Source organism: Xanthomonas sp. WHRI 1810A, from assembly GCF_040202885.1.
GTDB lineage: Bacteria > Pseudomonadota > Gammaproteobacteria > Pseudomonadales > Pseudomonadaceae > Aquipseudomonas.
In genome coordinates this window covers 197716-221363 of sequence record NZ_JBEGED010000011.1, presented here as the reverse complement: position 1 = coordinate 221363, position 23648 = coordinate 197716, and the positions used below count along the sequence as shown (strand labels likewise).

Annotated in this window: 22 protein-coding genes; 18 read left to right on the top strand and 4 right to left on the bottom strand. The window is 59.0% G+C overall.

Annotated features, from left to right (window positions below; translation table 11 throughout):
* Window positions 1–166 precede the first annotated feature (166 nt).
* On the bottom strand, window positions 167–1387 hold the full coding sequence (locus tag ABQX22_RS17640; protein ID WP_349801149.1) for a CaiB/BaiF CoA transferase family protein: 1221 nt from the start codon (window positions 1385–1387) through the stop codon (window positions 167–169).
* Window positions 1388–1396: 9 nt separating this feature from the next.
* Window positions 1397–2578 carry an acyl-CoA dehydrogenase gene (locus ABQX22_RS17635; RefSeq protein ID WP_349801148.1) on the bottom strand — a complete coding sequence of 394 codons (1182 nt, stop codon included), beginning with the start codon at window positions 2576–2578 and terminating at the stop codon, window positions 1397–1399.
* Window positions 2579–2751: 173 nt separating this feature from the next.
* Here ABQX22_RS17635 and ABQX22_RS17630 point away from each other — a divergent pair, with 173 nt between their 5' ends.
* The 9 genes from ABQX22_RS17630 (at window position 2752) to ABQX22_RS17590 (ending at window position 10998) form a co-directional block, all read left to right on the top strand.
* Window positions 2752–3648 (top strand): LysR family transcriptional regulator, encoded by an 897-nt coding sequence (locus tag ABQX22_RS17630; RefSeq protein WP_349801147.1) that lies wholly within the window; start codon window positions 2752–2754, stop codon window positions 3646–3648.
* Window positions 3649–4080: 432 nt separating this feature from the next.
* Window positions 4081–5202, top strand: a complete 1122-nt coding sequence (locus ABQX22_RS17625; RefSeq protein ID WP_349801146.1) for a Re/Si-specific NAD(P)(+) transhydrogenase subunit alpha — start codon at window positions 4081–4083, stop codon at window positions 5200–5202.
* 11 nt (window positions 5203–5213) lie between these two features.
* Window positions 5214–5534, top strand: coding sequence for an NAD(P) transhydrogenase subunit alpha (locus ABQX22_RS17620; protein ID WP_349801145.1), 321 nt, complete (start codon window positions 5214–5216; stop codon window positions 5532–5534).
* Complete coding sequence (locus ABQX22_RS17615) at window positions 5534–6979, top strand: NAD(P)(+) transhydrogenase (Re/Si-specific) subunit beta (RefSeq protein WP_349801144.1); 1446 nt, start codon at window positions 5534–5536, stop codon at window positions 6977–6979. The genes ABQX22_RS17620 and ABQX22_RS17615 overlap by 1 nt, the downstream gene beginning before the upstream one ends.
* A gap of 396 nt (window positions 6980–7375) precedes the next feature.
* Complete coding sequence (locus tag ABQX22_RS17610) at window positions 7376–7591, top strand: DUF1127 domain-containing protein (protein WP_268798615.1); 216 nt, start codon at window positions 7376–7378, stop codon at window positions 7589–7591.
* Between the two features lie 361 nt (window positions 7592–7952).
* Window positions 7953–8270, top strand: coding sequence for a DUF2388 domain-containing protein (locus ABQX22_RS17605; protein WP_349801143.1), 318 nt, complete (start codon window positions 7953–7955; stop codon window positions 8268–8270).
* A gap of 105 nt (window positions 8271–8375) precedes the next feature.
* Window positions 8376–8681 (top strand): DUF2388 domain-containing protein, encoded by a 306-nt coding sequence (locus tag ABQX22_RS17600; RefSeq protein ID WP_349801142.1) that lies wholly within the window; start codon window positions 8376–8378, stop codon window positions 8679–8681.
* A gap of 38 nt (window positions 8682–8719) precedes the next feature.
* Window positions 8720–9040 (top strand): DUF2388 domain-containing protein, encoded by a 321-nt coding sequence (locus ABQX22_RS17595; protein WP_349801141.1) that lies wholly within the window; start codon window positions 8720–8722, stop codon window positions 9038–9040.
* On the top strand, window positions 9037–10998 hold the full coding sequence (locus tag ABQX22_RS17590) for a DUF7844 domain-containing protein (RefSeq protein ID WP_349801140.1): 1962 nt from the start codon (window positions 9037–9039) through the stop codon (window positions 10996–10998). The genes ABQX22_RS17595 and ABQX22_RS17590 overlap by 4 nt, the downstream gene beginning before the upstream one ends.
* 98 nt (window positions 10999–11096) lie before the next feature.
* On the opposite strand, the gene ABQX22_RS17585 is transcribed toward ABQX22_RS17590, so the two are convergent.
* Window positions 11097–11507, bottom strand: a complete 411-nt coding sequence (locus ABQX22_RS17585) for a GFA family protein (RefSeq protein ID WP_349801139.1) — start codon at window positions 11505–11507, stop codon at window positions 11097–11099.
* A gap of 322 nt (window positions 11508–11829) precedes the next feature.
* Between ABQX22_RS17585 and ABQX22_RS17580 the strand changes: the two genes are divergently transcribed.
* From ABQX22_RS17580 to ABQX22_RS17540, 9 genes are all read left to right on the top strand, one after another.
* On the top strand, window positions 11830–13137 hold the full coding sequence (locus ABQX22_RS17580; RefSeq protein ID WP_349801138.1) for a CitMHS family transporter: 1308 nt from the start codon (window positions 11830–11832) through the stop codon (window positions 13135–13137).
* Window positions 13138–13204: 67 nt separating this feature from the next.
* Entirely contained in the window at window positions 13205–13972 is a 768-nt protein-coding gene (locus tag ABQX22_RS17575; RefSeq protein ID WP_349801137.1) for a TerC family protein, read from the top strand.
* Between the two features lie 356 nt (window positions 13973–14328).
* Window positions 14329–15972, top strand: a complete 1644-nt coding sequence (locus ABQX22_RS17570) for a Na/Pi cotransporter family protein (RefSeq protein ID WP_349801136.1) — start codon at window positions 14329–14331, stop codon at window positions 15970–15972.
* 67 nt (window positions 15973–16039) lie between these two features.
* The gene (locus tag ABQX22_RS17565) at window positions 16040–17422 is read left to right on the top strand and encodes a M16 family metallopeptidase (protein WP_349801135.1); all 1383 of its coding nucleotides are present in this window, start codon (window positions 16040–16042) and stop codon (window positions 17420–17422) included.
* A gap of 167 nt (window positions 17423–17589) precedes the next feature.
* The gene (locus tag ABQX22_RS17560; protein ID WP_349801134.1) at window positions 17590–18765 is read left to right on the top strand and encodes a DUF5924 family protein; all 1176 of its coding nucleotides are present in this window, start codon (window positions 17590–17592) and stop codon (window positions 18763–18765) included.
* A 10-nt stretch (window positions 18766–18775) separates the two neighbouring features.
* A complete protein-coding gene (locus tag ABQX22_RS17555; protein WP_349801133.1) occupies window positions 18776–19945 on the top strand; it encodes an ABC transporter permease in 1170 nt (389 codons plus the stop codon).
* Window positions 19939–20745 carry an ABC transporter ATP-binding protein gene (locus ABQX22_RS17550; protein WP_441005306.1) on the top strand — a complete coding sequence of 269 codons (807 nt, stop codon included), beginning with the start codon at window positions 19939–19941 and terminating at the stop codon, window positions 20743–20745. Before ABQX22_RS17555 ends, ABQX22_RS17550 begins: the two co-directional genes overlap by 7 nt.
* 2 nt (window positions 20746–20747) lie before the next feature.
* Window positions 20748–21686 carry an MlaD family protein gene (locus ABQX22_RS17545; RefSeq protein ID WP_349801131.1) on the top strand — a complete coding sequence of 313 codons (939 nt, stop codon included), beginning with the start codon at window positions 20748–20750 and terminating at the stop codon, window positions 21684–21686.
* The gene (locus tag ABQX22_RS17540) at window positions 21683–22321 is read left to right on the top strand and encodes an ABC-type transport auxiliary lipoprotein family protein (protein WP_349801130.1); all 639 of its coding nucleotides are present in this window, start codon (window positions 21683–21685) and stop codon (window positions 22319–22321) included. The genes ABQX22_RS17545 and ABQX22_RS17540 overlap by 4 nt, the downstream gene beginning before the upstream one ends.
* Here ABQX22_RS17540 and ABQX22_RS17535 read toward each other — a convergent pair.
* Window positions 22294–23532, bottom strand: coding sequence for a nucleoside recognition domain-containing protein (locus tag ABQX22_RS17535; RefSeq protein WP_349801129.1), 1239 nt, complete (start codon window positions 23530–23532; stop codon window positions 22294–22296). The two genes, ABQX22_RS17540 and ABQX22_RS17535, sit on opposite strands and share 28 nt — an antisense overlap.
* Between the last annotated feature and the right edge of the window lie 116 nt (window positions 23533–23648).

Genomic DNA, 23648 nt, shown 5'->3' with positions numbered 1-23648 from the left:
AAGTTTTCCGTTTCGTCTGCGCCGGAAGTGGGGCGAATTATAGACAGATACTGAGGGCCGTCAACCCTTAATTAACGTATTCATTAAAAACACTATTAATCATCTTGAGATGCTCAAAAAATGAACACTTAGGTCCAATGCACACTCCCCACGCTTCTATATATAGCTACAGAACACCTGCATTCCGCAAAAGCGTCACGTCTTCATCCTTAAGCCCCAATACTCCGACGAGCACCTCCAACGTGTGCTCCCCCAGCAACGGGGGAGCGCGGTTGTACTCGACAGGCGTACCAGACAGTCGAATGGGACTTGCCACCTGCGGGACCGCTCCCCCCAATGCATGGGGTAGCGATATCGCCAACCCTCGAGCCTGCACCTGAGGATCAGCGAACACCTGCGCAACATCGTTGATGGGACCGCACGGCACCCCGGCAGCTTCCAGCACATTCACCCATTCGGTCGTCGTCTTGAAAACCGTTGCCTGGCGAATCAAAGGGATCAGCTCGGCGCGGTGCGCCACTCGCTGCCTATTAGAAGAGAATCGCGGATCGTCTGCCCACTCGGGCCGATCCGCGACCTCGGCAAATTTTCTGAATTGACTGTCATTACCCACCGTCAGGATGAAGTCGCCGTCGGCGGTAGGAAAATCCTGATAAGGAACAATGTTCGGGTGAGCATTACCCAAGCGCCGTGGCGCAATGCCCGTGGTCAGGTAATTCATAGCCTGGTTGGCCAGGCATGCCACCTGCACATCGAGCAGCGCCATATCAATGTATTGTCCTACACCCCCCTGGTCACGATGAGCCAAGGCAGCCAGAATCGCGGATGTCGAATAAAGCCCCGTCAGGATATCGGTCAGCGCCACCCCGACCTTGACAGGGCCTGCACCCTCTTCACCTTCAGGGCGACCGGTAAGGCTCATCAAGCCGCCCAGCCCCTGAATCATGAAGTCATAGCCGGCACGCCTGGCATAGGGACCCGTCTGGCCGAACCCGGTAATCGAACAGTAAATAAGCCTCGGATTCTCCAACTGCAGCGACTCGTAATCGAGACCGTACGCCTTCAGCCCGCCTACCTTGAAGTTCTCAATAACGATGTCGGACTTCGCCACCAGCTCGCGCACCAGCTTCTGACCCTCCGGCCGGGTGAAGTCGATGGTCACTGACCGCTTATTCCGATTCGCAGACAGGTAATAGGCTGCCTCACTGGTATTTTCCCCAGCAGCATCCTTCAGGAAGGGCGGCCCCCACGCACGTGTATCGTCGCCGTTGCCTGGTCGCTCGACCTTAATCACGTCGGCCCCGAGGTCCGCAAGAATTTGCCCGGCCCAGGGCCCTGCCAGGACTCGGGACAAATCCAGCACACGCAGATGTGAAAGCGCGCCCATGAGAGCTCCTTAATAGAAGGCCTGAATGCCTGTCTGCGCGCGACCCAGAATCAGGGCATGAACATCATGAGTACCCTCATAGGTGTTCACGACTTCAAGATTTACAAGATGCCGTGCGATGCCGAATTCGTCTGAGATCCCGTTACCACCGAGCATGTCACGAGCCATGCGCGCGATATCCAGGGATTTGCCGCAGGAGTTGCGCTTCATGATGGACGTGATTTCGACTGCCGCCGTCCCCTCATCCTTCATGCGCCCCAACCGCAGACAGCCTTGCAGCGCCAGCGTGATTTCGGTCTGCATGTCGGCGAGCTTCTTCTGGATCAACTGGTTGGCTGCCAGCGGCCGTCCGAACTGTTGACGATCAAGCGTGTATTGCCGCGCCATGTGCCAACAGAACTCAGCCGCGCCCAGCGCACCCCAGGAAATACCGTAGCGAGCAGAGTTCAGGCAGGTAAAGGGACCTTTCAAGCCGCGCACGTCCGGAAAAATATTCTCTTCTGGCACAAACACGTTATCCATCACGATCTCGCCAGTAATCGAAGCACGCAAACCGACCTTGCCGTGAATGACTGGTGCGCTCAAGCCCTGCCAGCCTTTCTCCAGTACAAAACCTCGGATGTCCCCCTCGTCATCTTTACCCCACACAACGAACACATCGGCGATAGGGCTGTTGGTAATCCACATCTTGCTACCTGACAGGCGATAGCCACCTTCGACCTTTTTGGCGCGGGTGATCATCGCACCAGGATCGGAACCATGGTTCGGCTCGGTCAGACCGAAGCATCCAATCCATTCCCCTGACGCCAGCTTGGGAAGATATTTTTGCTTCTGCGCCTCGGTACCGAACTCGTTAATGGGCACCATGACCAGCGACGATTGCACACTCATCATCGAGCGGTAGCCGGAGTCAACGCGCTCGACCTCGCGAGCAATCAAGCCGTAACACACGTAATTCAGGCCGCTCCCGCCGTATACCTCAGGAATGGTTGCGCCCAGCAGGCCTATTTCGCCCATCTCACGAAAAATGTGGGGGTCGGTCTTCTCGTGACGGAACGCTTCGAGAACGCGAGGTGCCAACTTGCCTTGTGCAAACTGCGCGGCACTATCACGCACCATGCGCTCTTCCTCGGTGAGTTGCTGATCCAGCAGTAGCGGATCGATCCAGCTAAAGCTCGCCTTGGCGCCCATGAATAATGTCCTCGTGAGTGGTGCATTCGCTGAAGCGGGCGAATGTCGTGGACTGATCCTAGGCGTGGATCACCTACCCGGCAAACGACGAATACTCACCTCTATGTGCTAATTTCTCACTCCGTAACAATAAAACAGGCGAATCTGCTAGCCCACTTGTGAGGTCGCCGTACATGCGCCGCAAAATACCCAGCACCGCCGCACTGGTCAGTTTCGAAGCTGCAGCCCGGCACGAAAGCTTTACCAAAGCCGCAATGGAGCTTTCACTGACCCAAAGCGCTATTTGCCGACAGATAGGCAGCCTCGAGGCGTTCCTGAACGTGGAACTGTTCCGACGCTCAAGACGCGGGGTGAAGCTGACAGAGGCAGGGCTGTCCTACAGCCGACGGGTCGCCACACAACTGGACGCCGTCGAACGCGACACGCTTTCGGTGATGGGCCACCAAGGCACAAACGTGATAGAGCTTGCAGTGGTCCCGACCTTCGGCACCCAGTGGCTGCTGCCCCGGCTCAAAGACTTCCAGCGGTCTCACCCCGACGTCACCATCAACCTCACCAATCGGACCCGGCCATTCCTGTTTGCAGATACTGACTTCGATGCGGCCATTTATTTTGGCGATGCTGACTGGTCCGGCACCGAGTCTCATCGGCTGATGGGCGAGAACCCAATGCCGGTCAGCAGTCCCGCGCTTTTGAAAGGGCACAGTCATCTCACTGCTGCCGACTTGGCCGAGATGCCTTTGCTCCAGCAAACCACTCGCCCCTATGCGTGGCGTCAGTGGTTTAGCGCAATGGATATGAATATCCCCCGCGACATGACAGGGCCGCGCTACGAGCTATTCTCCATGCTTGCGCAAGCGGCAATGCACGACATGGGCGTGGCGCTTATTCCGCCTTTTCTGATTCAGCGCGAACTGGCGGAAAAGCGTCTGGTGATAGCCAACAAGCACGCGCTATCGAGCATCAAGGCCTATTACCTGATGATCCCCGAACGCAAAGTAGAGTCGGCGTCGTTGAAAGCGTTTCGCGACTGGCTGGTCATCCAGGCAGCGAACTACGCACTGCCTTGAATCAACTGGAAAAAACTGGATATTGATCTTGTAGTCCAGCCCTTAAAAGCCCTACAGATATATGTATATGACGCATTTAAACAACACGCATGTTCGTTATCGAAAACACTCTATAAGCGTTACATGACGTGCCCTGTAGCCGGATTTGTCGTGTTGATCTCCGCTAAGTCAAATATTTATAAAAACACGACACGTACCGCCAAGACCCTTTAACTTCAAGGCTTGCAGCGATTTGTTGCGGCAAACGGTCACAGGGTGACTTGTAGTTAATATCATGACCAGTTACAGAATTCCTTGATGGGCCTTGGCTTCGCCTGCAAAATGCCGCGCCCCGGCGACTCCGGCGGGGAGTGGTGATCGCCGCCCCAGAGGCGCCATCCGCAGCGCACTGGCCAGTTTTCGAACATAAAAAGATCACGCAGGAGATTTGACGTGCACATTGGTGTTCCTCTCGAGACCCAGACCGGTGAAACGCGGGTTGCAGCGACCCCGGAAACCATCAAGAAACTCATCGGCCAAGGCCATAAGGTGACCGTTCAAACAGGCGCAGGCGTTACTGCTAGTGTCCCGGACAGTGCCTATGAAACCGCTGGCGCCCATATAGGCAGCGCCGCCGATGCATTCGGTGCTGAACTGATTCTGAAGGTCGTCGCCCCGAGCGACAGCGAACTGACCCTGATCAAGCACGGCACTATCGTCGTCGGCATGCTCAACCCCTTCAATAATGAAATCATCGCCAAGATGGCCGAATGCGGCGTTACCGCATTCGCCCTTGAGGCAGCGCCGCGCACCTCCCGCGCTCAGAGCCTCGACGTGTTGTCTTCGCAGGCGAACATCGCCGGGTACAAATCGGTGTTGCTGGCCGCTTATCACTATCCGCGCTTCATGCCGATGCTGATGACCGCCGCCGGCACTGTCAAAGCCGCGCGCGTACTGATTCTGGGCGCTGGCGTCGCCGGCCTGCAGGCCATTGCGACAGCCAAGCGGCTCGGCGCGGTGATCGAGGCGTCCGATGTACGCCCTGCGGTAAAGGAGCAAATCGAATCCCTCGGTGCGAAATTTGTCGATGTCCCGTACGAGACCGACGAAGAGCGCGAGGCGGCGGTCGGCGTCGGTGGTTACGCGCGCCCGATGCCTGCCAGTTGGATGCAGCGTCAGGCAGTCGCGGTGCATGAACGCGCGAAACTGGCGGACATCGTGATCACCACCGCACTGATTCCCGGTCGCAAGGCGCCGGTGCTACTCAGCGCGGAGACGGTGTCACAGATGAAGCCCGGCTCGGTTGTGATCGATCTGGCTGCAGCACAAGGCGGCAACTGCCCGCTGACCGTCGCCGATCAAGTGGTAATCGAGCACGGCGTGACCATCGTCGGCCATACCAACCTCCCAGCCATGGTGGCGGCCGACTCGTCCGCGCTGTACGCACGCAACCTGCTGGACTTCCTCAAACTGGTCTTCACCGCTGAAGGTCAGTTCGAGATCAACCTCGAAGACGATATCGTCGCCGCGTGCCTGATGTGCCGCGACGGCCAAGTCATCCGCAAGAACGGCTGAGGATAAAAACAATGGAAGAGTTCATCTCACCCGGCATCTACAACCTGATCATCTTCGTGCTGGCGATTTACGTCGGTTACCACGTGGTCTGGAACGTGACGCCTGCGCTGCACACGCCTTTGATGGCCGTGACCAACGCTATTTCCGCGATCGTAATTGTCGGGGCCATGCTTGCCGCTGCGCTGACGGTCACGCCGCTGGGCAAAACCATGGGTACGCTTGCTGTGGCACTGGCGGCAGTTAACGTATTCGGCGGGTTTCTGGTCACACGGCGAATGCTGGAAATGTTCAAGAAGAAAGCACCAAAAGCAAAAAATGAGGTGGCGAAGTAATGAGCATGAACCTCGTCACCCTGCTGTACCTCGTGTCGGCGATCTGCTTCATCCAGGCTCTTAAAGGCTTGTCCCACCCCACCACCTCGCGCCGCGGCAACCTGTTCGGCATGCTCGGCATGGGCCTCGCCGTGGTCACCACCATTGGCCTGGTATACAAGCTGGCGGCGCTGTCCACCGACGGCGCCACCGCTGGCATCGGCTACATCCTCATCGGGCTGCTGGTGGGCGGCACTGCCGGCTCGATCATGGCCAAGCGCGTCGAGATGACCAAGATGCCGGAGCTGGTGGCCTTCATGCACAGCATGATCGGGCTCGCTGCAGTCTTCATTGCCATCGCGGCCGTCGTAGAGCCACAGTCCCTGGGCATCGTCCACCACCTTGGCGATCCAATCCCGGCCGGTAACCGTCTGGAGCTGTTCCTCGGGGCCGCCATCGGTGCCATCACGTTCTCGGGATCGGTCATTGCGTTCGGCAAGCTCTCGGGTAAGTACAAGTTCCGCCTTTTCCAAGGCGCACCGGTACAGTTCCCGGGTCAGCACAAACTGAACCTGATCCTCGGTCTGGCGACGTTGTTCTTCGGCCTGACGTTCATGTTCACCGGCAGCCTGTTCGCGTTCAGCGTGATGCTGGCCTTGGCATTCGTCATCGGCGTGCTGCTCATCATCCCTATCGGGGGCGCCGATATGCCGGTCGTCGTGTCGATGCTCAACAGCTACTCAGGCTGGGCAGCCGCCGGCATCGGCTTTTCGCTGAATAACTCGATGTTGATCATCGCGGGCTCGCTGGTAGGCTCATCAGGCGCAATCCTGTCCTACATCATGTGCAAGGCGATGAATCGATCGTTCTTCAATGTGATTGGCGGCGGCTTTGGTGGTGCGACGGACGCAGGGGCTGCAACCGGTGCCAAGGAAGCACGTCCGGTCAAATCGGGCTCTGCCGATGACGCGACGTTCCTGCTGACCAACGCAGACACCGTGATCATCGTGCCGGGCTACGGACTGGCTGTGGCGCGGGCGCAACATGCGCTCAAAGAGCTGACGGAGAAGCTGATCCATCGTGGCGTGACGGTGAAGTATGCGATCCACCCGGTTGCGGGACGGATGCCAGGGCACATGAACGTTCTGCTGGCCGAAGCCGAAGTGCCTTACGACCAGGTATTCGAGATGGACGACATCAACTCCGAATTCGGTCAGGCCGACGTCGTGCTGGTGCTGGGCGCCAACGACGTAGTTAACCCCGCAGCGAAGAATGATCCCAAATCACCGATTGCCGGTATGCCGATCCTTGAAGCCTTCAAGGCTAAAACCATCATCGTCAATAAACGTTCGATGGCCAGCGGCTATGCTGGCCTGGATAACGAGCTGTTCTATCTCGACAAAACCATGATGGTGTTCGGTGACGCTAAAAAGGTCATCGAAGACATGGTCAAGGCTGTCGAATAGAGGGTCCGCTAAATCAAAAAAATGACCCTTCAGCGCGCACATCGGCTGGAGGGTTTTTGCATTCTGGCGGACGAAGCAAACACAATTTTGATTCAGCAAACAACAACAGTGTCGAATTTTGAAATCTGCAGAGCAGTTCTGGCAAAAACTGTACTGCTGTACCTGTCCTCAAGACCACCTCGAACCACTTTTTCATCCATTTGGAGCACAGAATGCACTGTTATCGTGCCAACCCGTACAGTTGCCCCAAAAATGGACAAAACAGTGCCTTACAGCAGTTAACTGAACCCTCACAATACAAGTGAACTGTGTCTGGAGCGCGCGAGCCAACGAGAGGAAGATTGTTACCAATCAAGTCACTATCTAAACCCGCCACAAGCGGAAGGAAGAAACATCATGGAACGTACAGTCAGTTCCGATCTGTTCTACGAAGAAACCGCAAAAACCGCCCAAGCCTCGTTGCCTCTGCGCGCTTTCGCTAACCTGATGCTCTGGCAGCGTCGCCTTTCCAGCCGCCATCAACTGGCCCGCCTGGATTCGCGTCTTCTGGCCGATGCTGGTATCAGCGAATCGCAACGTTACGAAGAGCTGAGCAAGCCGTTCTGGCGCTGAATAAGCGTCCGCTGGTCCAAGGCGAATAGCCTCTCACCAGCACCCCGAATTGCTAACACAAAACCCGTCGCCGGAAACTGCGACGGGTTTTGTCGTTTTAGCCTTCAAAAACATCTTAAGAACGAGTACCGGTACAGTTCAGGCCTATTGATAAAATTGCAGTACAGCCCCCTAAAACCGAGACTTTCGGACATTGTTTAGGGTCTTCTCAGTGCCCACACAGACGGCTGGCCGCTAACGGGAGTAGTGCTTACACCCTTCGCTACGCTAATCTTGCGACGATTACCCAATCTGTCGCAGCGATGGCACTTTCGCCAGGTTCGCGTGTTCCGCTCTTCCTGTCTTACCCTGGAGTTTTACTATGTCCCGCCTTCGTCTGTTGAGCGCTGCTGCATTGTTGATCGCCGCTACAAGTGCCAGCGCTTCTAGCTTTGTTGTTACCACGGACGCTGTAGTCCGCGCTTTGGACGCCTCGTCCAATGCCACTTCCAAAATCTCCTCCTCACTCAAGGACGACAAAATCGTCCTCGCAGCCCGCGAAGACGCGGCCAGCTTCGTCGCCACCAATGGCGATATCCGCGGCGCTCAACTTGAAGGCGCCTTCCAGCACATCCGTGAGATCGCTCCCCACATGAATGCCACCGACACGCAATTGGCTCAGGCCATTCTGGCGATCTGATTCAGCGATCCGACAGGTTTGTGCCGCACCCGCCCTGTTCTCGGACTAGCTCTGGACAGGGCATTGCGCTAGCCTTGCAGCTCGTTTTACCAGTACCCGAATCCTATGCCCTTATTCCCTCGCTTGCAGATTGCGACCATCGTCAGCCTGCTCTGGATACCTCAGGCATACGCCTTCGATGTCTCCACACAAAGCCTGGTCAAAACCGGTTTCGCCACCACCCAAGTGACGACCGGACCTTTCGATAACAAACTGATACTTGCCGCCAAGGATGATGCTGCAGCGTTTCTTGCCAGTGACGGCCAATGGCGGGGAGCACAGCTGGAGTCGGCATTGGCGTACCTGCGTCAGAGCCAACCAAAACTTCGTGCCAGCGACCTTGAACTGGCGCAGGCGATCCTCGTCCAATAATCACTTTTTCTTATCTTCTGTATTTTTGGAGACGTTCCATGCGTACCCCGCTGATCGCCGCAGCCCTGGGCCTGCTCTTGCTGGCCGACATGGCTCAGGCTCAAACCCTGAAAGCCACCAGTAACATCATCGTCCGCGCTTTTGGCCGCACGATCGACTTCACCTCCGACACCACTACCTCTATTCGCGATTCGAAAATCGTCCTCGCCGCTAAAGATGATGCCGCCAGCTACGTCGCCACACGCGGCGACATCCACGGTGCCCAGCTCGACGCAGCGTTCGCGACTCTGCGTGAACGACTGCCGGAAGCGCGCAATGCCAGTGATCAGGTGCTTGCCGAAGCCATTCTCGCACTGTGAGGCGACTCGCCGTCTGGCTGATGGCGTCGGCGCTCTCGTGGTTCTGCACCAGCGCCTTCGCCGACCTGCGTCTGTCGCTGGATACCGAAGGCTTGAGCAGAGCAGAGCAGTCCGCCAGCCAGGCACTGCTGGATGAAGCGCTGGCCAGGTTGCCACCGCTGTTCGTCAGCAAACTTGATCGCACGATCCGTGTCAGTTGGTCCGATCACATGCCCGCCAATGCCTATGGCCAGGCCGATGCGTCCCAGCAACTGGACTTGAATCGCAACCTGCTGGCGACCCTGACCGACGGCACAGCCGCTACCACCAAGACCAATCGCCCCCATGGCACCGTGCGCGAGGAAATGCTCGCCACCGTGCTGCACGAGCTGACCCATATTTATGACCGCGCCCGCCTGTGGCCGGAGGCGCAGCGTTCGTTGATCGTCATGTGCGGGCGCCGGGCGAACAGTCTGGGCAAAGTTGGCCTGCCCGATAAATGCCGTGGCCAGACTGAACGGCGCTTCACCTTAAGCGATGATCCGAGATTGCTGGACCTGGCCGGCTGGCCGCAGTACGTCGGGCGGCGAGGGGAGCGCGAAGAGAAAAACGGGCAAGTGGCGCGCAGTCCGGACATCTATGAAATCAGCAGCCCGCTGGAATTCGTCGCGGTGAACATGGAGTACTTCCTGCTCGACCCGGCGTACGCCTGCCGACGTCCTGCGCTTTACGATTACTACAAGCAGCATTTCGGCTGGGCGCCCGCAGCCAAGGACGAATGCCCCAAGGCCTATCCATTCCTCAACGCCGGCAACGACTTCGCGCGCGAACCGCTCGGCAAACTCGATCCCGAGCGCGTGTACGAAGTCGATTATCTGTTGGCCGAAGCCAACCAGAACCTGGCAAGCCGTTGGGGCCATTCGATGCTGCGCCTGGTGATTTGCAAACCCGGACGCCCGCGCGGCCCGGACTGCCGGCTGGATCTGGATCAACACCTGGTTTTGTCCTACCGGGCGTTCGTCAACGACCTGCAGCTGTCGAGCTGGAGTGGATTGACCGGCGCTTATCCCTCGCGCCTGTTCGTATTGCCGTTGGGCCAGGTGATCGACGAATACACCAAGACCGAGTTCCGCAGCCTCGCATCGGTGCCGATGAAGTTGTCGCGTGAGGAAATCGACGGGCTGGTGCAGCACGCCGCCGAAATGCACTGGGCATACGACGGCGATTACTGGTTCTTGTCGAACAACTGCGCAGTGGAAAACCTCAAGCTGTTGCGCAGCGGCACCAACGATCCAAAGCTGCAGGGCCTGGACAGCATCCTGCCCAACGGCTTGCTTGAAGTGCTGAAGGGCCGAGGCCTGGCGGACACCAGCGTGCTGGACAATCCGAAAGAAGCCCTGCGCCTGGGTTATCGGTTTGATTCGTACCGAGACCGCTATCAGGCCATGTTTGATGTGCTGCGCAAAAACCTGCCGATCAAGCAGGCCACAGTCGAAGACTGGCTTGGCTTGCCCGCCGAAGACCGCACACAGTGGTTCGCTCAGGCTGACCTGCGCACCAGTGCGGCCATGTTGCTGCTTGAACAGGCGAGTCTGCGTCGACAGCTGCTGCTGGCTCAGGACGAGGTGAAGCAGCGTTACCTCAGCGCGCGGGAGCAAAAGGACAACAGCGTGGCGCACGCTACCGGCACGCTGCAGGACATTCTGGCTAATAGCGGCTTCCTCAGTCGGCCCGCAGAACTGCTGGGCAGTGGCGGCTACGGCTTGCCGCAAGAAGGCGAATGGCAGCGACTGGAGGCCGAAAGCAGCCAACGTCAGAAGCAGCTGCAGCGTCTGACCGGCGATCTGGACAAAGAGGTGAGGGCGCTGCTGGAACCAGACCGAGCCAAGGAAATTGCCGCCACCGAAACTAACCTCAAGCAGGTGGGCGAGCATTTGCGGGCGCTGCACAAAGCGGCGGGTGGGTTGGAGTTGCCTTAATCCCTTTGTAGGAGCGCGCTTGCCCGCGATAGATATTTGTCAGGCAACATCTTTTCGTCTGACACACTTTTGTTCGCGGGCAAGCGCGCTCCTACAGGTCATGCAGGGTGAGTTGTCTCCCCAGGCTCACCCGGCAATTGCTCATCCAGATGCAGCCACGGCAGGCGATTGTCTGTCCAGATGTGGCGAGAGGCCGGTGCATCTTCGGGGTGATCGAGGGTTGCGATGGTGACGTCCATTTCCTCCGGGCTGTTACGACTCAGCAGCGCTACCTGAGCCCCGCAGTTGTTGCAGAAATAACGCACACACGTCGGAGCGGAGTCATACGCCGTAGGGCTACCGGCCAACCAGCTGAACGACGTGATGGGCACCGAAATCCACGTCATCACAATCCCGCCTGATGTGCGCCGACAGATAGAGCAGTGGCAGTGCGCGATGTCAGCCAGTGGCGCATCGAATTCGTACCGCAGATTGCCGCAATGACATCCGCCTGTGTGCAAATCGCTCATGGTCTGTTCTCCGAAGTCGTAAAGGTCTGACCGCTTGCGGCTGCAATCGCTTCATTGTGATTAACGATCAGCGGGAATGCCCTCGAAAGCTGGCTGAAAGCTTTGCACTTTACGATCCCCTCACCGCCGGCAAAAGACCGGCCAGCCAGGTACACGTCCTTTGGCGTTTACCGGCCCAGTCAACAACAACAAATGTGGTGATCCTGATGCTTGCTTATACCTCGCGCAAAACCCCGCCTTTACCCGAACTCCCCGCACCGTTCATTTGAGCTGATTCGTTCTTTTCATCTTTCTCAAATCACGTTACGCCTGGAGTTTCCCTATGCTGACTTTCCTCGGCTTCGCGATGGTCGTCGCGTTCATGTACCTGATCATGAGCAAGCGCCTGTCGGCGCTGATTGCCTTGATCCTGGTGCCGATCGTATTTGCCCTGTTCGGCGGTTTCGCGTCTGACATCGGCCCGATGATGCTCGCTGGCATCACCAAGCTGGCGCCGACCGGCGTCATGCTGATGTTCGCCATTCTCTACTTTGCCCTGATGATCGACTCGGGGCTGTTCGACCCCGCGGTGCGCAAGATTCTCAAGCTGGTCAAAGGCGACCCGGTAAAAGTCTCGGTGGGTACTGCCGTCCTGGCGTTGGTGGTGTCGCTGGATGGCGATGGCGCGACCACATACATGATCTGCGTCGCGGCGATGTTGCCACTCTACAGCCGGTTGGGCATGAGCCCGCGCATCATGGCGGGCCTGATTATCCTGGCAGGCGGCGTAATGAACATGACCCCTTGGGGCGGCCCGACCGCACGGGCAGCCAGTGCCTTGCATGTGGACCCGTCCGACATCTTCGTACCCATGATTCCTGCCATGCTTGCAGGGGTCATCGCGATCCTCGCCATCGCTTATGCCTACGGCAAACGTGAGCGCGCCCGCCTGGGCGAACTGCACTTGCCAGGCGATGAAGTCGACCACAGCGAACTCAGCGTTTCTCAATTCCCTGAGGCCCGCCGCCCCAAGCTGCTGTGGTTCAACGGCCTGTTGACCCTGGCGCTGATGGTCGCCCTGATCATGGGCCTGTTGCCGCTGCCGGTGTTGTTCATGGTGGCGTTCAGCATCGCCATGATCGTCAACTACCCGAACCTGGACATGCAGAAGGACCGCATAGCCGCTCACGCAGGCAGCGTTCTGGCAGTCGTCGGTTTGATCTTCGCGGCCGGTATTTTCACCGGTATCCTGTCGGGCACCGGCATGGTCGATGCGATGTCCAAAAGCCTGTTGGCGGTGATTCCCGATGCGTTGGGACCGTATCTGGCGGTCATCACCGCGCTGGTCAGCATGCCATTCACGTTCTTCATGTCCAACGACGCATTTTATTATGGCGTCCTGCCGGTGCTGGCAGAAGCGGCTGCCCATTATGGGATCAGCCCGGTGGAAATGGCCCGCGCCTCGATCGTAGGCCAGCCGGTTCACCTGCTCAGTCCGCTGGTGCCGTCCACCTACCTGCTGGTGGCACTGGCCGGTATTGAGTTTGGCGATCACCAACGCTTCACCCTCAAGTGGGCGGTGCTGGTCTGCCTGTGCATAATGGTCGCCGCGCTGCTGATGGGGATTTTCCCGCTATTCAGCAGTCTGTAAGGCGAATGACTCCCTCGCCGTCGTGAATACCGACGGCGGGAATTAGACCCGATCAAAGGATTACCTAATGGAATGGCTGACCAACCCAGAGATCTGGGTTGCTTTCTTTACGCTGACCGCCCTGGAGATTGTCCTGGGCATCGACAACATCATCATGATTTCGATTCTGGTCAGCCGCATGCCCAAGGCGATGCAGCCGCGCACGCGGATTTTCGGCCTGGCGCTGGCCATGGTCACGCGGATTCTGCTGTTGCTGTCGATCACCTGGGTCATGCAACTGACGGCCGATCTGTTTGAAGTATTCGGCCAGGGCATCTCCGGTCGCGACCTGATCCTGTTCTTCGGTGGTCTGTTCCTGTTGTGGAAGAGCTCGCAAGAGATCTACCACGGCATGGAAGGTGAAGAAGAGAACCTGGACGAGCCGAAAGGCAAGGGTGGCAGCTTCATCTACACGATCGTCCAGATCGCGATCATCGACATCGTGTTCTCGCTGGATTCGGTGATCACTGCGGTAGGCATGGTGTCTCACGTACCGGTCATGGTCGCGGCCATCATCGTTGCCGTGCTGGTGATGATGCTGTGCTCGGGCTTTATCAGCCGCTTCATCGACCAGCACCCTTCGCTGAAGATGCTCGCGCTGTCGTTCCTGATCGTGGTGGGCACCGTGCTGATCGCCGACGCCTTCGACGTGCATGTGCCTAAAGGTTACGTGTACTTCGCCATGGCGTTCTCGCTGGCGGTTGAGGCGATCAACATCAAAATGCGCACCGCGATGGCGAAGAAGAAAGCCATGAGTGATCCGGTGAAACTGCGCAAGGATGTTCCGGGGCAGTGATTGCCTGATAGTCTGGCGCTGCGAAAAACGGGGCATTGGTTGCCCCGTTTTCGTTTTGAATGTTGGAGCGAGGCTTGCCCGCGAAGCCTTCTGCAGAGCATGAGTTTTGTGGTGTGCAGACATCCCTCTTCGCGGGCAAGCCTCGCTCCAACAAGTAGAAATGGCGTTCAGTCACCGCCATCAAACATCTGATTTGTGACAGATTTGTTTCAAAAGCGTCATACCGTATGCGATGCTGGCTATTAGGCCTCAGGCCGACTACAAGCCAGGCTGAGCGGCTGAAAAAACGCTTGGCTCGAAACACGCCTCACCTTCAATCCATTGCCCGCACGGGCAACCTACAGGGGGCTTTCCTTATGCTGACCCTGCTCGATTTGCTATCCGCCGTCGCGCTGCTGATCTGGGGTACACACATCGTTCGGACAGGCATTTTGCGTGTCTATGGCACACAATTGCGCCGCATCATCAGCCAGAACATGTCCAAACGCCCGTTGGCCTTCGTCGCCGGGATTCTGGTAACGGCACTGGTGCAAAGCAGCAATGCCACCGCCATGCTGGTGACCTCGTTCGTTGGCCAACGCCTGATGACGCTGACGCCAGCGCTGGCCATCATGCTTGGAGCGGACGTCGGCACAGCATTGATGTCCCGCATCCTCACCTTCGATCTGTCGTGGCTGTCTCCGCTGCTGATATTTCTCGGTGTGATTTTCTTCCTCTCCCGCAAGCAAACGCGCGTGGGCCAGCTCGGCCGTGTCGGGATTGGCCTGGGCCTCATCATCCTGGCGCTGCAACTGATCGTCAGCGCGGCGGCGCCCATCACCCAGGCGGCCGGGGTGAAAGTGCTGTTCGCCTCGCTCACCGGGGACATTCTGCTTGATGCTCTGGTCGGCGCCATGTTCGCGCTGATTTCCTATTCCAGCCTTGCCGCCGTGCTGCTCACCGCAACGCTGGCAGGCGCAGAGATCATCAGCCTGCCCGTTGCGATCGGTCTGGTGATCGGCGCCAACATCGGCAGCGGCTTGCTGGCGTTCATGAGCACCAGCATGCAGAACGTGGCGGGGCGCCAGGTCGCGCTGGGCAGCCTGCTCTACAAATTGATCGGTCTGCTGCTGATCATCCCGGTGCTGACGCCGCTGGTGGACTGGATGGGTACGCTGTCGCTGAGCCCTGCCAGCCTGGTGATCAGTTTCCACGTCATTTACAACTCGCTGCGTTGCCTGATCCTGTTGCCCAGCGTCGGCCCGATGGGTCGGTTGTGCGCCTTGATATTGCCTGAGCAGGCTGAAACCAATCCCCAGGCCAAACCCCGCCACCTGGACCTGACGGCGCTCTCGACCCCCAGCCTGGCGCTGGCCAATGCGGTGCGTGAAACCCTGCGCATGGGCGACTTGATCGACAGCATGCTCAATGCCATGCAGGAAGTGCTGCGTGGCAACCAGACGGCCGTGACTCAGGAAGTCCGCCGCCTGAACGACGACGTTGAAGTGCTGTACAACGCGATCAAGCTCTATCTGGCGCAGATGCCGCGCGAAGACCTGAGTGATCAGGACAATCGACGCTGGGCCGAAATCATTGAGCTGGCCATCAACCTTGAGCTCGCCAGCGGCCTGATCGAACGGATGTTGCGCAAGGTCCAGCGGCAAAAAACGACACAGCAGCGGTCGTTTTCCGAGGTCGGCCTGGAAGAGCTGTCGGTGTTGCATGCCCAGTTGATGTCGAACCTGCGACTGGGGCTGTCGGTGTTTCTCAGTGGCGACCCCGAAAGCGCGCGCCAGTTACTGCGTGAGAAACGTCGCTTCCGTGCGCAGGAACGTCGCCTGGCTCACGCTCATGTCAGTAGGTTGCAACGCAAGATCGTGCAGAGTATCGAGACCAGCTCGCTGCACCTGGAACTGATCGCAGACATGAAGCGGCTCAACTCCATGTTTTGCAGCAGCGCCTATGCCGTGCTTGAAACCACCGACACAGGCGCGCTGCTCAACGAAACCTCGCCGGACTGATGAAGGTGAACGCAGCGACCGGTTTGAAGTCTGTTACACATACCGGCCCGCAAGGAAGCCCGTTTTTATGCGTTGCCTGCTTCTCGTTTTTTTATTGGTGATATCCCTTCCGTCCTCTGCACTCGACCGCTTTCAGGTCGAGGGCTACGTGCTGCCCAACGGGCTGCAGTTGTTGCTCAAGCCCGGTGATAAGGGCCACGTGTCGATACGGCTGGTGGTGGGCATTGGTTTCGACGACTTCAGCTGTGCCGACAAAGAACTGCCCCATGTGCTCGAACATTTGTTGTTCAGCGGCGTGGATGACAGCGGGGAAGGGGGTCTGGAAGAACAGATGCAGGCGCTGGGCGGTGACTGGAATGCGTTCACCAGCAACGCCGATACAACCTTCGTGATCGAAGCACCGGCGCAAAATCAGCGCAAGGTGCTGGACCTGCTGCTCAATGTGCTGACCCATACGCAGGTCAACCAGGCGAATCTGGATAACGCCAAACGCATCGTCGAGCACGAAGACGGCGGCCATCATTCCCATCTGCAGCGCCTGCTTGATCTGCGCGATCAAGGGCACAGCGCCAGCAATCAGTTGGCCATGGAGCTAGGGCTCAAATGCCCCGAACGTCCGGACGTCGATCACCTGACTGTTGACCAGATCGAAGATATCCATAACGGTTGGTACGCGGCCAACAACATGACGCTGATTATCGTCGGCGATCTGGACCGGTTGTTGCCGGCGTATCTGGAGCGCACATATGGCCAGATCAATGCCGTGGACCCCACCGAACACCCACCGTTGCCGCAGATCACCGAAAAGGCCGATCCCGAACGCGTACTGACCCGCGGCACGCTGGGCGACAACGCCAAGCTGCATCTGCTGTTTCCCGAGCCTGACCTGGGCGAACAGCACGATGAGACGTGGGATCTGGTGAAAACCTATCTGGACTGGGCGCTGTACAGCGAACTGCGTCTGGACAAGGGATTTTCCTACGGGCCCTGGACGGATCGCGAAGTGTTCGGCGACACCGGGTTTCTCAGCCTGAACGCCGATGTGGACCGCGAAGATCTCGACGCGGCCGTTGCTGCCACGCGCTCGATGCTGGCGCGCCTGCGTAAAGAGGGCCTGGATCCGGCAACCTTCGCCCGGCTGCAGCAGGCGTCAATCGCCAAGCAGGCGTGGGCGGTGCAAGGCAACAGCGCCCTGGCCGATTACTACTGGGGCGCGATCAACGATTACGACAACGGCCGCTTCGACGATCCTGCCAAGCGAACGCGTGGGGTGAGTCTGGACCTGGCCAACCAGGCCATGCGCAAGCTGCTCGCCCAGCCAGGCTACCTGCGCGTTGAAAAGCCGCTGCTCGGTTACGACGAGCTGTATGGACTGGTTGTGGTGCTGATCGCGTTGTTGGTGTTGTTGATTGTCTGGCGGGTGTGGGTGTATCGGACGCGGCCTTTGTGAGTCAGCGTCTCTAACTGTAGGAGCGCGCTTGCCCGCGAAGCGGCCGGTTCAGGCACTGATCAGCTGACTGTCCCGACGCTATCGCGAGTAAGCGCGCTCCTACAAGTTGGCGTGATGAAATTGTTATCCTGCAAAGGTTTTTTCCTACAGCAAAGTGAATGACGGAAATGCCGGATTGGAACGCCATCGTTAACCATTCAGTCGTACAGCGTGCCATCGGCCTGATGAAGCGCTATCCGGGTGTCATCGCGCTGTTCGGTTTTTGCTCCGGCATCGGCAGCTTTATGCTGGTGGACCGTCAAGCCAAGCTGGCGACGTGGATCGCCGTCATCCTGCTGTTGAGCTGGGTTTGGCTGATGTTCGAGAACAGCGCCTTGAAGCTGTTCGCGAAAATTTTCAAAAAGGAGATCCCCAAGCCGCTGCTGCGTTACGGCACGCAGATGATTCACCAGGAAAGCCTGTTCTTCGTTTTGCCGTTCTTTTTCATCACCACGACGTGGAACAGCGGGCAGCTGGTGTTCACGGGTTTGCTGGGGGCCGCTGGCCTAATCTCCATCGTTGACCCGCTGTACTACAAATGGCTGGCACCCAAGCGCTGGCTGTTCATGGCGCTGCACACCCTGACACTGTTCGCCGCCTTGCTGACTGCGCTCCCGATCATCCTGCACCTGACCACCGCCGAAAGTTACAAGTTGTCGCTGGTCACCGCGATGCTGCTGGCGTTCCCGAGTCTGGCGTCGAGCTTCCCCATCAACAACTGGCGTCGTGGCGTGGGCCTGGTGTTCATGACGCTGGCCATCGGCGCCGCAGGCTGGCTGCTCAGGTCGTGGGTCCCGCCTGCCACGCTCTGGCTCACCGAAGTCGCCGTGAGCACCACCTTCGATAACCAGACCCGTTCGCCGGGGGACAGCATCACCGAAATCGGGGTCAATCAGCTGCGCAGCTCCGGGTTGTATGCCTACACCTCGATCAACGCGCCGCGGGGCCTGGATGAGCGCATTTACCATGTGTGGCGCCACAACGGGAAAGAAGTCGACCGCATTGCGCTGGACATTCACGGCGGCCGCGAAGAGGGTTATCGCGCGTGGACCCACAAGCAGAACTTCCAGGCAGACGTCCTCGGCAAATGGCAGGTGAGGGTGCTGACGGATGATGGGCAAATGATCGGCGTCCTTCGTTTTGAAGTGACTGACCGTGATCAGCCAGCCGTTACCCGCAAAAGATTCTCGCCCGCTGGCTTGAAACCGGGCGCGGACAGCTATGATGCAGACGATTCGGGCAAGAAGACGCCTGAGAAAAAGGCACCTGATCCGGCCCCCGCCACTCCAGCCAACACCCAATAAGCGCGTCGCAATGACATCATCCACCCCTTTGGCCGTCAGCACGCCCCCGTTTTCGGGCAGCGCTGTGCTGGACACCACGGACAGCCCCGGCCAGTTGACGATCAGCGGAGACTGGACGCTCGCTCATTACCGTAGCCTGCGCCATCAAACCGAAGTTCTGCGCGACGGCTTCAGCCCCAGCACCCGGGTTGACCTGAGCCAACTGGGCGCGCTGGACACAGCAGGTGCTTCACTGTTGGTGGAATTGCTCGGCGCAGAACGCTTGAGGCTGCTGTCGGTTCAAGCGCCCAACCTGCCGGAATCCAGCCGCGCGTTGATGCAGACGATTCAGTCGGCGTTGTCGGATTACTGCGCGCCTGTCAAGGACCCGGAAACCGCCGTCGGCATGCAACTGCTAGCACGCATCGGCCGGGCCGTCGATGTGGTCTGGAAAGACACCTTGCAGTTGCTCGGCTTCGTTGGCCTGATCATGCAGACCATTGCGTTAAACCTGTTTCGTCCCAAGCGCTGGCGCACCACATCGATTGTCGCCCATGTCGAACAGATCGGGCTGGACGCCGCGCCCATCGTGGCGTTGCTGACGTTTCTGGTGGGCGCGGTGGTGGCCTTTCTCGGTGCCACCGTACTGCGAGCCTTCGGCGCGACGATTTTTACCGTGGACCTGATCGCGTTCTCGTTCCTCAGGGAATTCGCGGTGCTGCTCACCGCTATCCTGATTGCTGGCCGGACGGCCAGCGCCTTCACGGCACAGATCGGCTCGATGCAGGCAAACGAAGAGATCGACGCCATTAGAACGTTGGGATTGAGTCCTACAGAACTGTTGGTGGTGCCCCGCGTCATTGCGCTGTTGATCTCACTGCCCATGCTGACCTTTCTGGCCATGGTCTGCGGCATCGTCGGCGGCGGTGTGGTGTGTGCGTGGTCGCTGGACATCTCGCCGGCGATGTTTCTATCGCTGATGGAGGCAGACATCGGCGTGCAGCACTTTCTGGTGGGCATGGTCAAAGCGCCGATCTTCGCGTTCTTCATTGCCTCGATTGGGTGTCTTGAGGGCTTCAAGGTCACCGGCAGTGCCGAGTCGGTGGGCGCGCACACGACCTCAAGCGTGGTGCAGTCGATCTTCGTCGTGATCGTCCTAGATGCCCTGGCGGCGATGTTTTTCATGGAGCTTGGCTGGTGACCAAACGTTGCGTACAACCCAGTGAAACAGTGATCGAAGTGCGCGGGCTGTGCAATCGCTTCGGCGCCCAGAGCGTGCACGAAAACCTTGATCTGGACCTGTATCGCGGCGAAATCCTTGCCGTCGTCGGCGGTTCCGGCAGTGGCAAGTCGGTGTTGTTGCGCAGCATCGTCGGATTGCGCCGTCCCGATGCCGGCAACATCCGGGTGTTGGGTCAGGATCTTCAGAATCTGTCGGAGCAAGGTCGCTCTCAGGTTGAGCGACGTTTCGGTGTGCTGTTCCAGAAGGGCGCCTTGTTTTCTTCGCTGACCATTGCCGAGAACGTTGCTTTGCCCCTGGTTGAGCACGCCGGGCTGAGCCGCGAGGAAGCCGAGCATCTGGCCGGGATAAAACTGGCGTTGTCGGGGCTGCCGTTGTCAGCCGCGCATAAATACCCGGCGTCACTGTCGGGCGGGATGATCAAACGCGCAGCGCTGGCCCGTGCGTTAGCGCTGGACCCAGACATTCTGTTTCTCGATGAACCCACTGCGGGCCTTGATCCAATTGGCGCCGCCGCGTTCGACCAGTTGATCCTGACCTTGCGTGACGCCTTGGGGCTGAGCGTTTTGCTGGTGACCCACGACCTCGACACGCTGTACACCATCACTGACCGCGTGGCGGTGCTGGCGCAAAAACGCGTGCTGGTGGCCGACAGCATCGACAAGGTCGCCGCCACCAACGACGCCTGGATTCACGAATACTTTCATGGCCCTCGCGGCCGCATGGCCTACGCCGCCGCCAATCATCAAAAAGAGGTCTGAGGATGGAAACCCGTGCCCATCACGTGCTGATCGGCCTGTTCACAGTGATTGTGGTGGCCGCTGCGTTGCTGTTCGGCCTGTGGCTGGCCAAGTCCAGCGTCGACACTGCGTTCAAGGATTATCAGGTTGTGTTCAACGAGGCGGTGACCGGTCTGTCCCGTGGCAGCGCCGTGCAGTACAGCGGGATCAAGGTGGGCGACGTTATCGGGCTCAGGCTGGACCCGCAGGACCCGCGTCGTGTACTGGCGCAGATCCGGGTCACGGGCGACACGCCGATCAAAAACGACACCCAAGCCAAGCTGGCCCTGAACGGCATCACTGGCACGTCGATCATCCAGCTCAGCGGCGGCACACCGCAAAGCCCGGAGCTGGAGGGGGAAGAGGGCAAACTGCCGGTCATCATTGCGGCGCCATCACCCATCGCGCGGCTGCTCAACAACAGCAACGACCTGCTGACCAACATCAACGTGCTGCTGCACAACGCCAACGAAATGTTTTCCTCGAAAAACGTCCAGACCCTGACCCGGACGCTTGAACACCTGGAGCAGACCACCGCAGTGGTCGCAGATCAACGCGCCGATATCCGTCAGGCCCTCAAGCAGTTGACCGTGCTCAGCAAGCAGGCAGGTGGCACCCTTGAACAAACCTCGTTGCTGATGCGCAACGCCAATGGCTTGCTGACCCGTGACGGCAAGCAGGTGATCGGCAGCGCCGAAAACGCCATGAAATCCCTGGAACAGAGCAGTGCGAAGATCAATGCGTTGCTGACGCGTAATCAGGATTCGCTCAACGGCGGCATGCAAGGGCTGGGCGAGCTCGGCCCGGCCATCCGCGAACTGCGTGAAACCCTGTCTTCGCTGAAAACCATTTCCCGCCGTCTGGACGCCGACCCCAGCGGCTATCTGCTTGGCAGCGACAAGAACAAGGAGTTCGAGCCATGAGGCTTGCCCGTCCATCCATCAAGCGCTCGCTGGTAGTTGCGGCCCTTGTGCTGTCCAGCGGTTGCTCGATTCTGCCCAAGACCGAACCTTCGGACGTCTATCGCCTGCCCACCGCGTCCGTCAGCGCGAAACCCCAGATGCCTGTGCCCTGGTCGCTGCGAATTGCCCGGCCCAAAGCCAGCCAGGCGCTGGACAGCCCGGGCATCGCGGTCATTCCGCAGGGCGATGTCATCAGCCGCTACAAGGGCGCGCGCTGGAGCGATCCGGCGCCGGTCCTTTTGCGCAACCGCCTGACCGATGCGTTCTACCGGGACGGCCGGGTGCAATCGATCAGCACCGATGACAGCAACCTGCAGGCGGACTTTGAGCTGGGCGGCGAATTGCAGGCGTTTCAGAGTGAATACACAGGCCAGGCCATTGAAGTGGTTATCCGTCTGGACGCGCGGATCGTCAACGACCGGCAGCGGATCATCGCCAGCCGTCGATTCGAAGTGCATCAGCCGGTCAAGGACAAGCGTGTGGCAGCGGTGGTGGCAGGCTTCGGGCAGGCCAGCGATACGCTGACTGCCCAATTGCTGCAATGGACCGTGGAGCAGGGTCAGAAGGGCTACGCGACGGCGCCGAAGAACCAGTAGCAGACGAAGATGGCGGCGATGACGCCAGCCAGTTCGGCCAGCAGCGCACAACCCACGGCGTGACGGGCGCGCTGAATCCCCACCGCACCGAAGTACACCGCCAGCACATAGAAGGTGGTTTCGGTGCTGCCCTGAATCGTGGCTGCGACCAGCGCCGGGAAGCTGTCGACGCCCTGGCTTTGCATGGTCTCAATCAGCATGGCCCGCGCGGCGCTGCCAGAGAACGGTTTGACCAGCGCCGTCGGCAACGCGTCGACAAAGCGAGTGTCCAGGCCAAACCACTGGGTGGCGTGTCGAATGCCCTCAAGAATCAGGTCCAGCGCACCGGACGCGCGCAGCACGCCGACGGCGCACAACATCGCCACCAGATACGGCAGCAGGTTTTTCGCGACGTCGAAACCCTCTTTGGCGCCTTCGACGAACGCTTCATAGACCTTGACCTTGCGCAGCGCGCCAACCACTAGAAACAGGATGATCAAGCCGAACAGGGTTACGTTGCCCAGCACCGAGGACAAGTTGGCCAGGGCCGTGGCCGACAACGTGGCCAAAAGCGCCATGAAGCCGCCCAGCAGCAAGGCGCCGGGAATCAGATAGGCCAGGACCACCGGATCCCACAAGCGCAGACGCTGCATGACCGCGACCGACAACAGGCCCACCAGCGTCGATGCACTGGTGGCCAGCAGAATGGGCAAAAACACCATGGTCGGATCGGGCGCACCCTGCTGCGTGCGGTACATGAAGATGGTCACCGGCAACAGGGTCAGTGATGAGGCGTTGAGCACCAGGAACAGAATCTGTGCGTTGCTGGCGATGGTCTGGCTGGGATTGAGTTCCTGCAGCGCGCGCATGGCCTTGAGCCCGATGGGCGTGGCGGCGTTGTCCAGGCCCAGCGCGTTGGCTGCAAAATTCAACGTGATCAGGCCAAGGGCGGGGTGACCGGGCGGGACTTCTGGCATCAGCCGGGCGAACAACGGACCCAGCACTTTCGCCAGCCAGTCGACGATGCCGGCCTTCTCGGCAATTTTGAGGAAACCCAGCCACAGGGTGAGGGTGCCGAACAGCAGAATCATCACATCGACCGACAGCTTGGCCATGGCGAAGATGCTTTCGACCATCGTCGCAAAAATGCCGGCGTTGCCGCCAATCAACCACTGGGAAAGCGCCGAGACCGCCGCTACTAGAAAAAAGCCAAGCCACAGGCCGTTGAGCATCGGTAAGTCCCTCAAAAGATGCGGCGATGATAGCGGCGCGGGCTTGAACAACAAACCCCTAACGGCGCCTGGCGCTGGGTCGAAGTCTGTAGGAGCGCGCTTGCCCGCGATTGCGG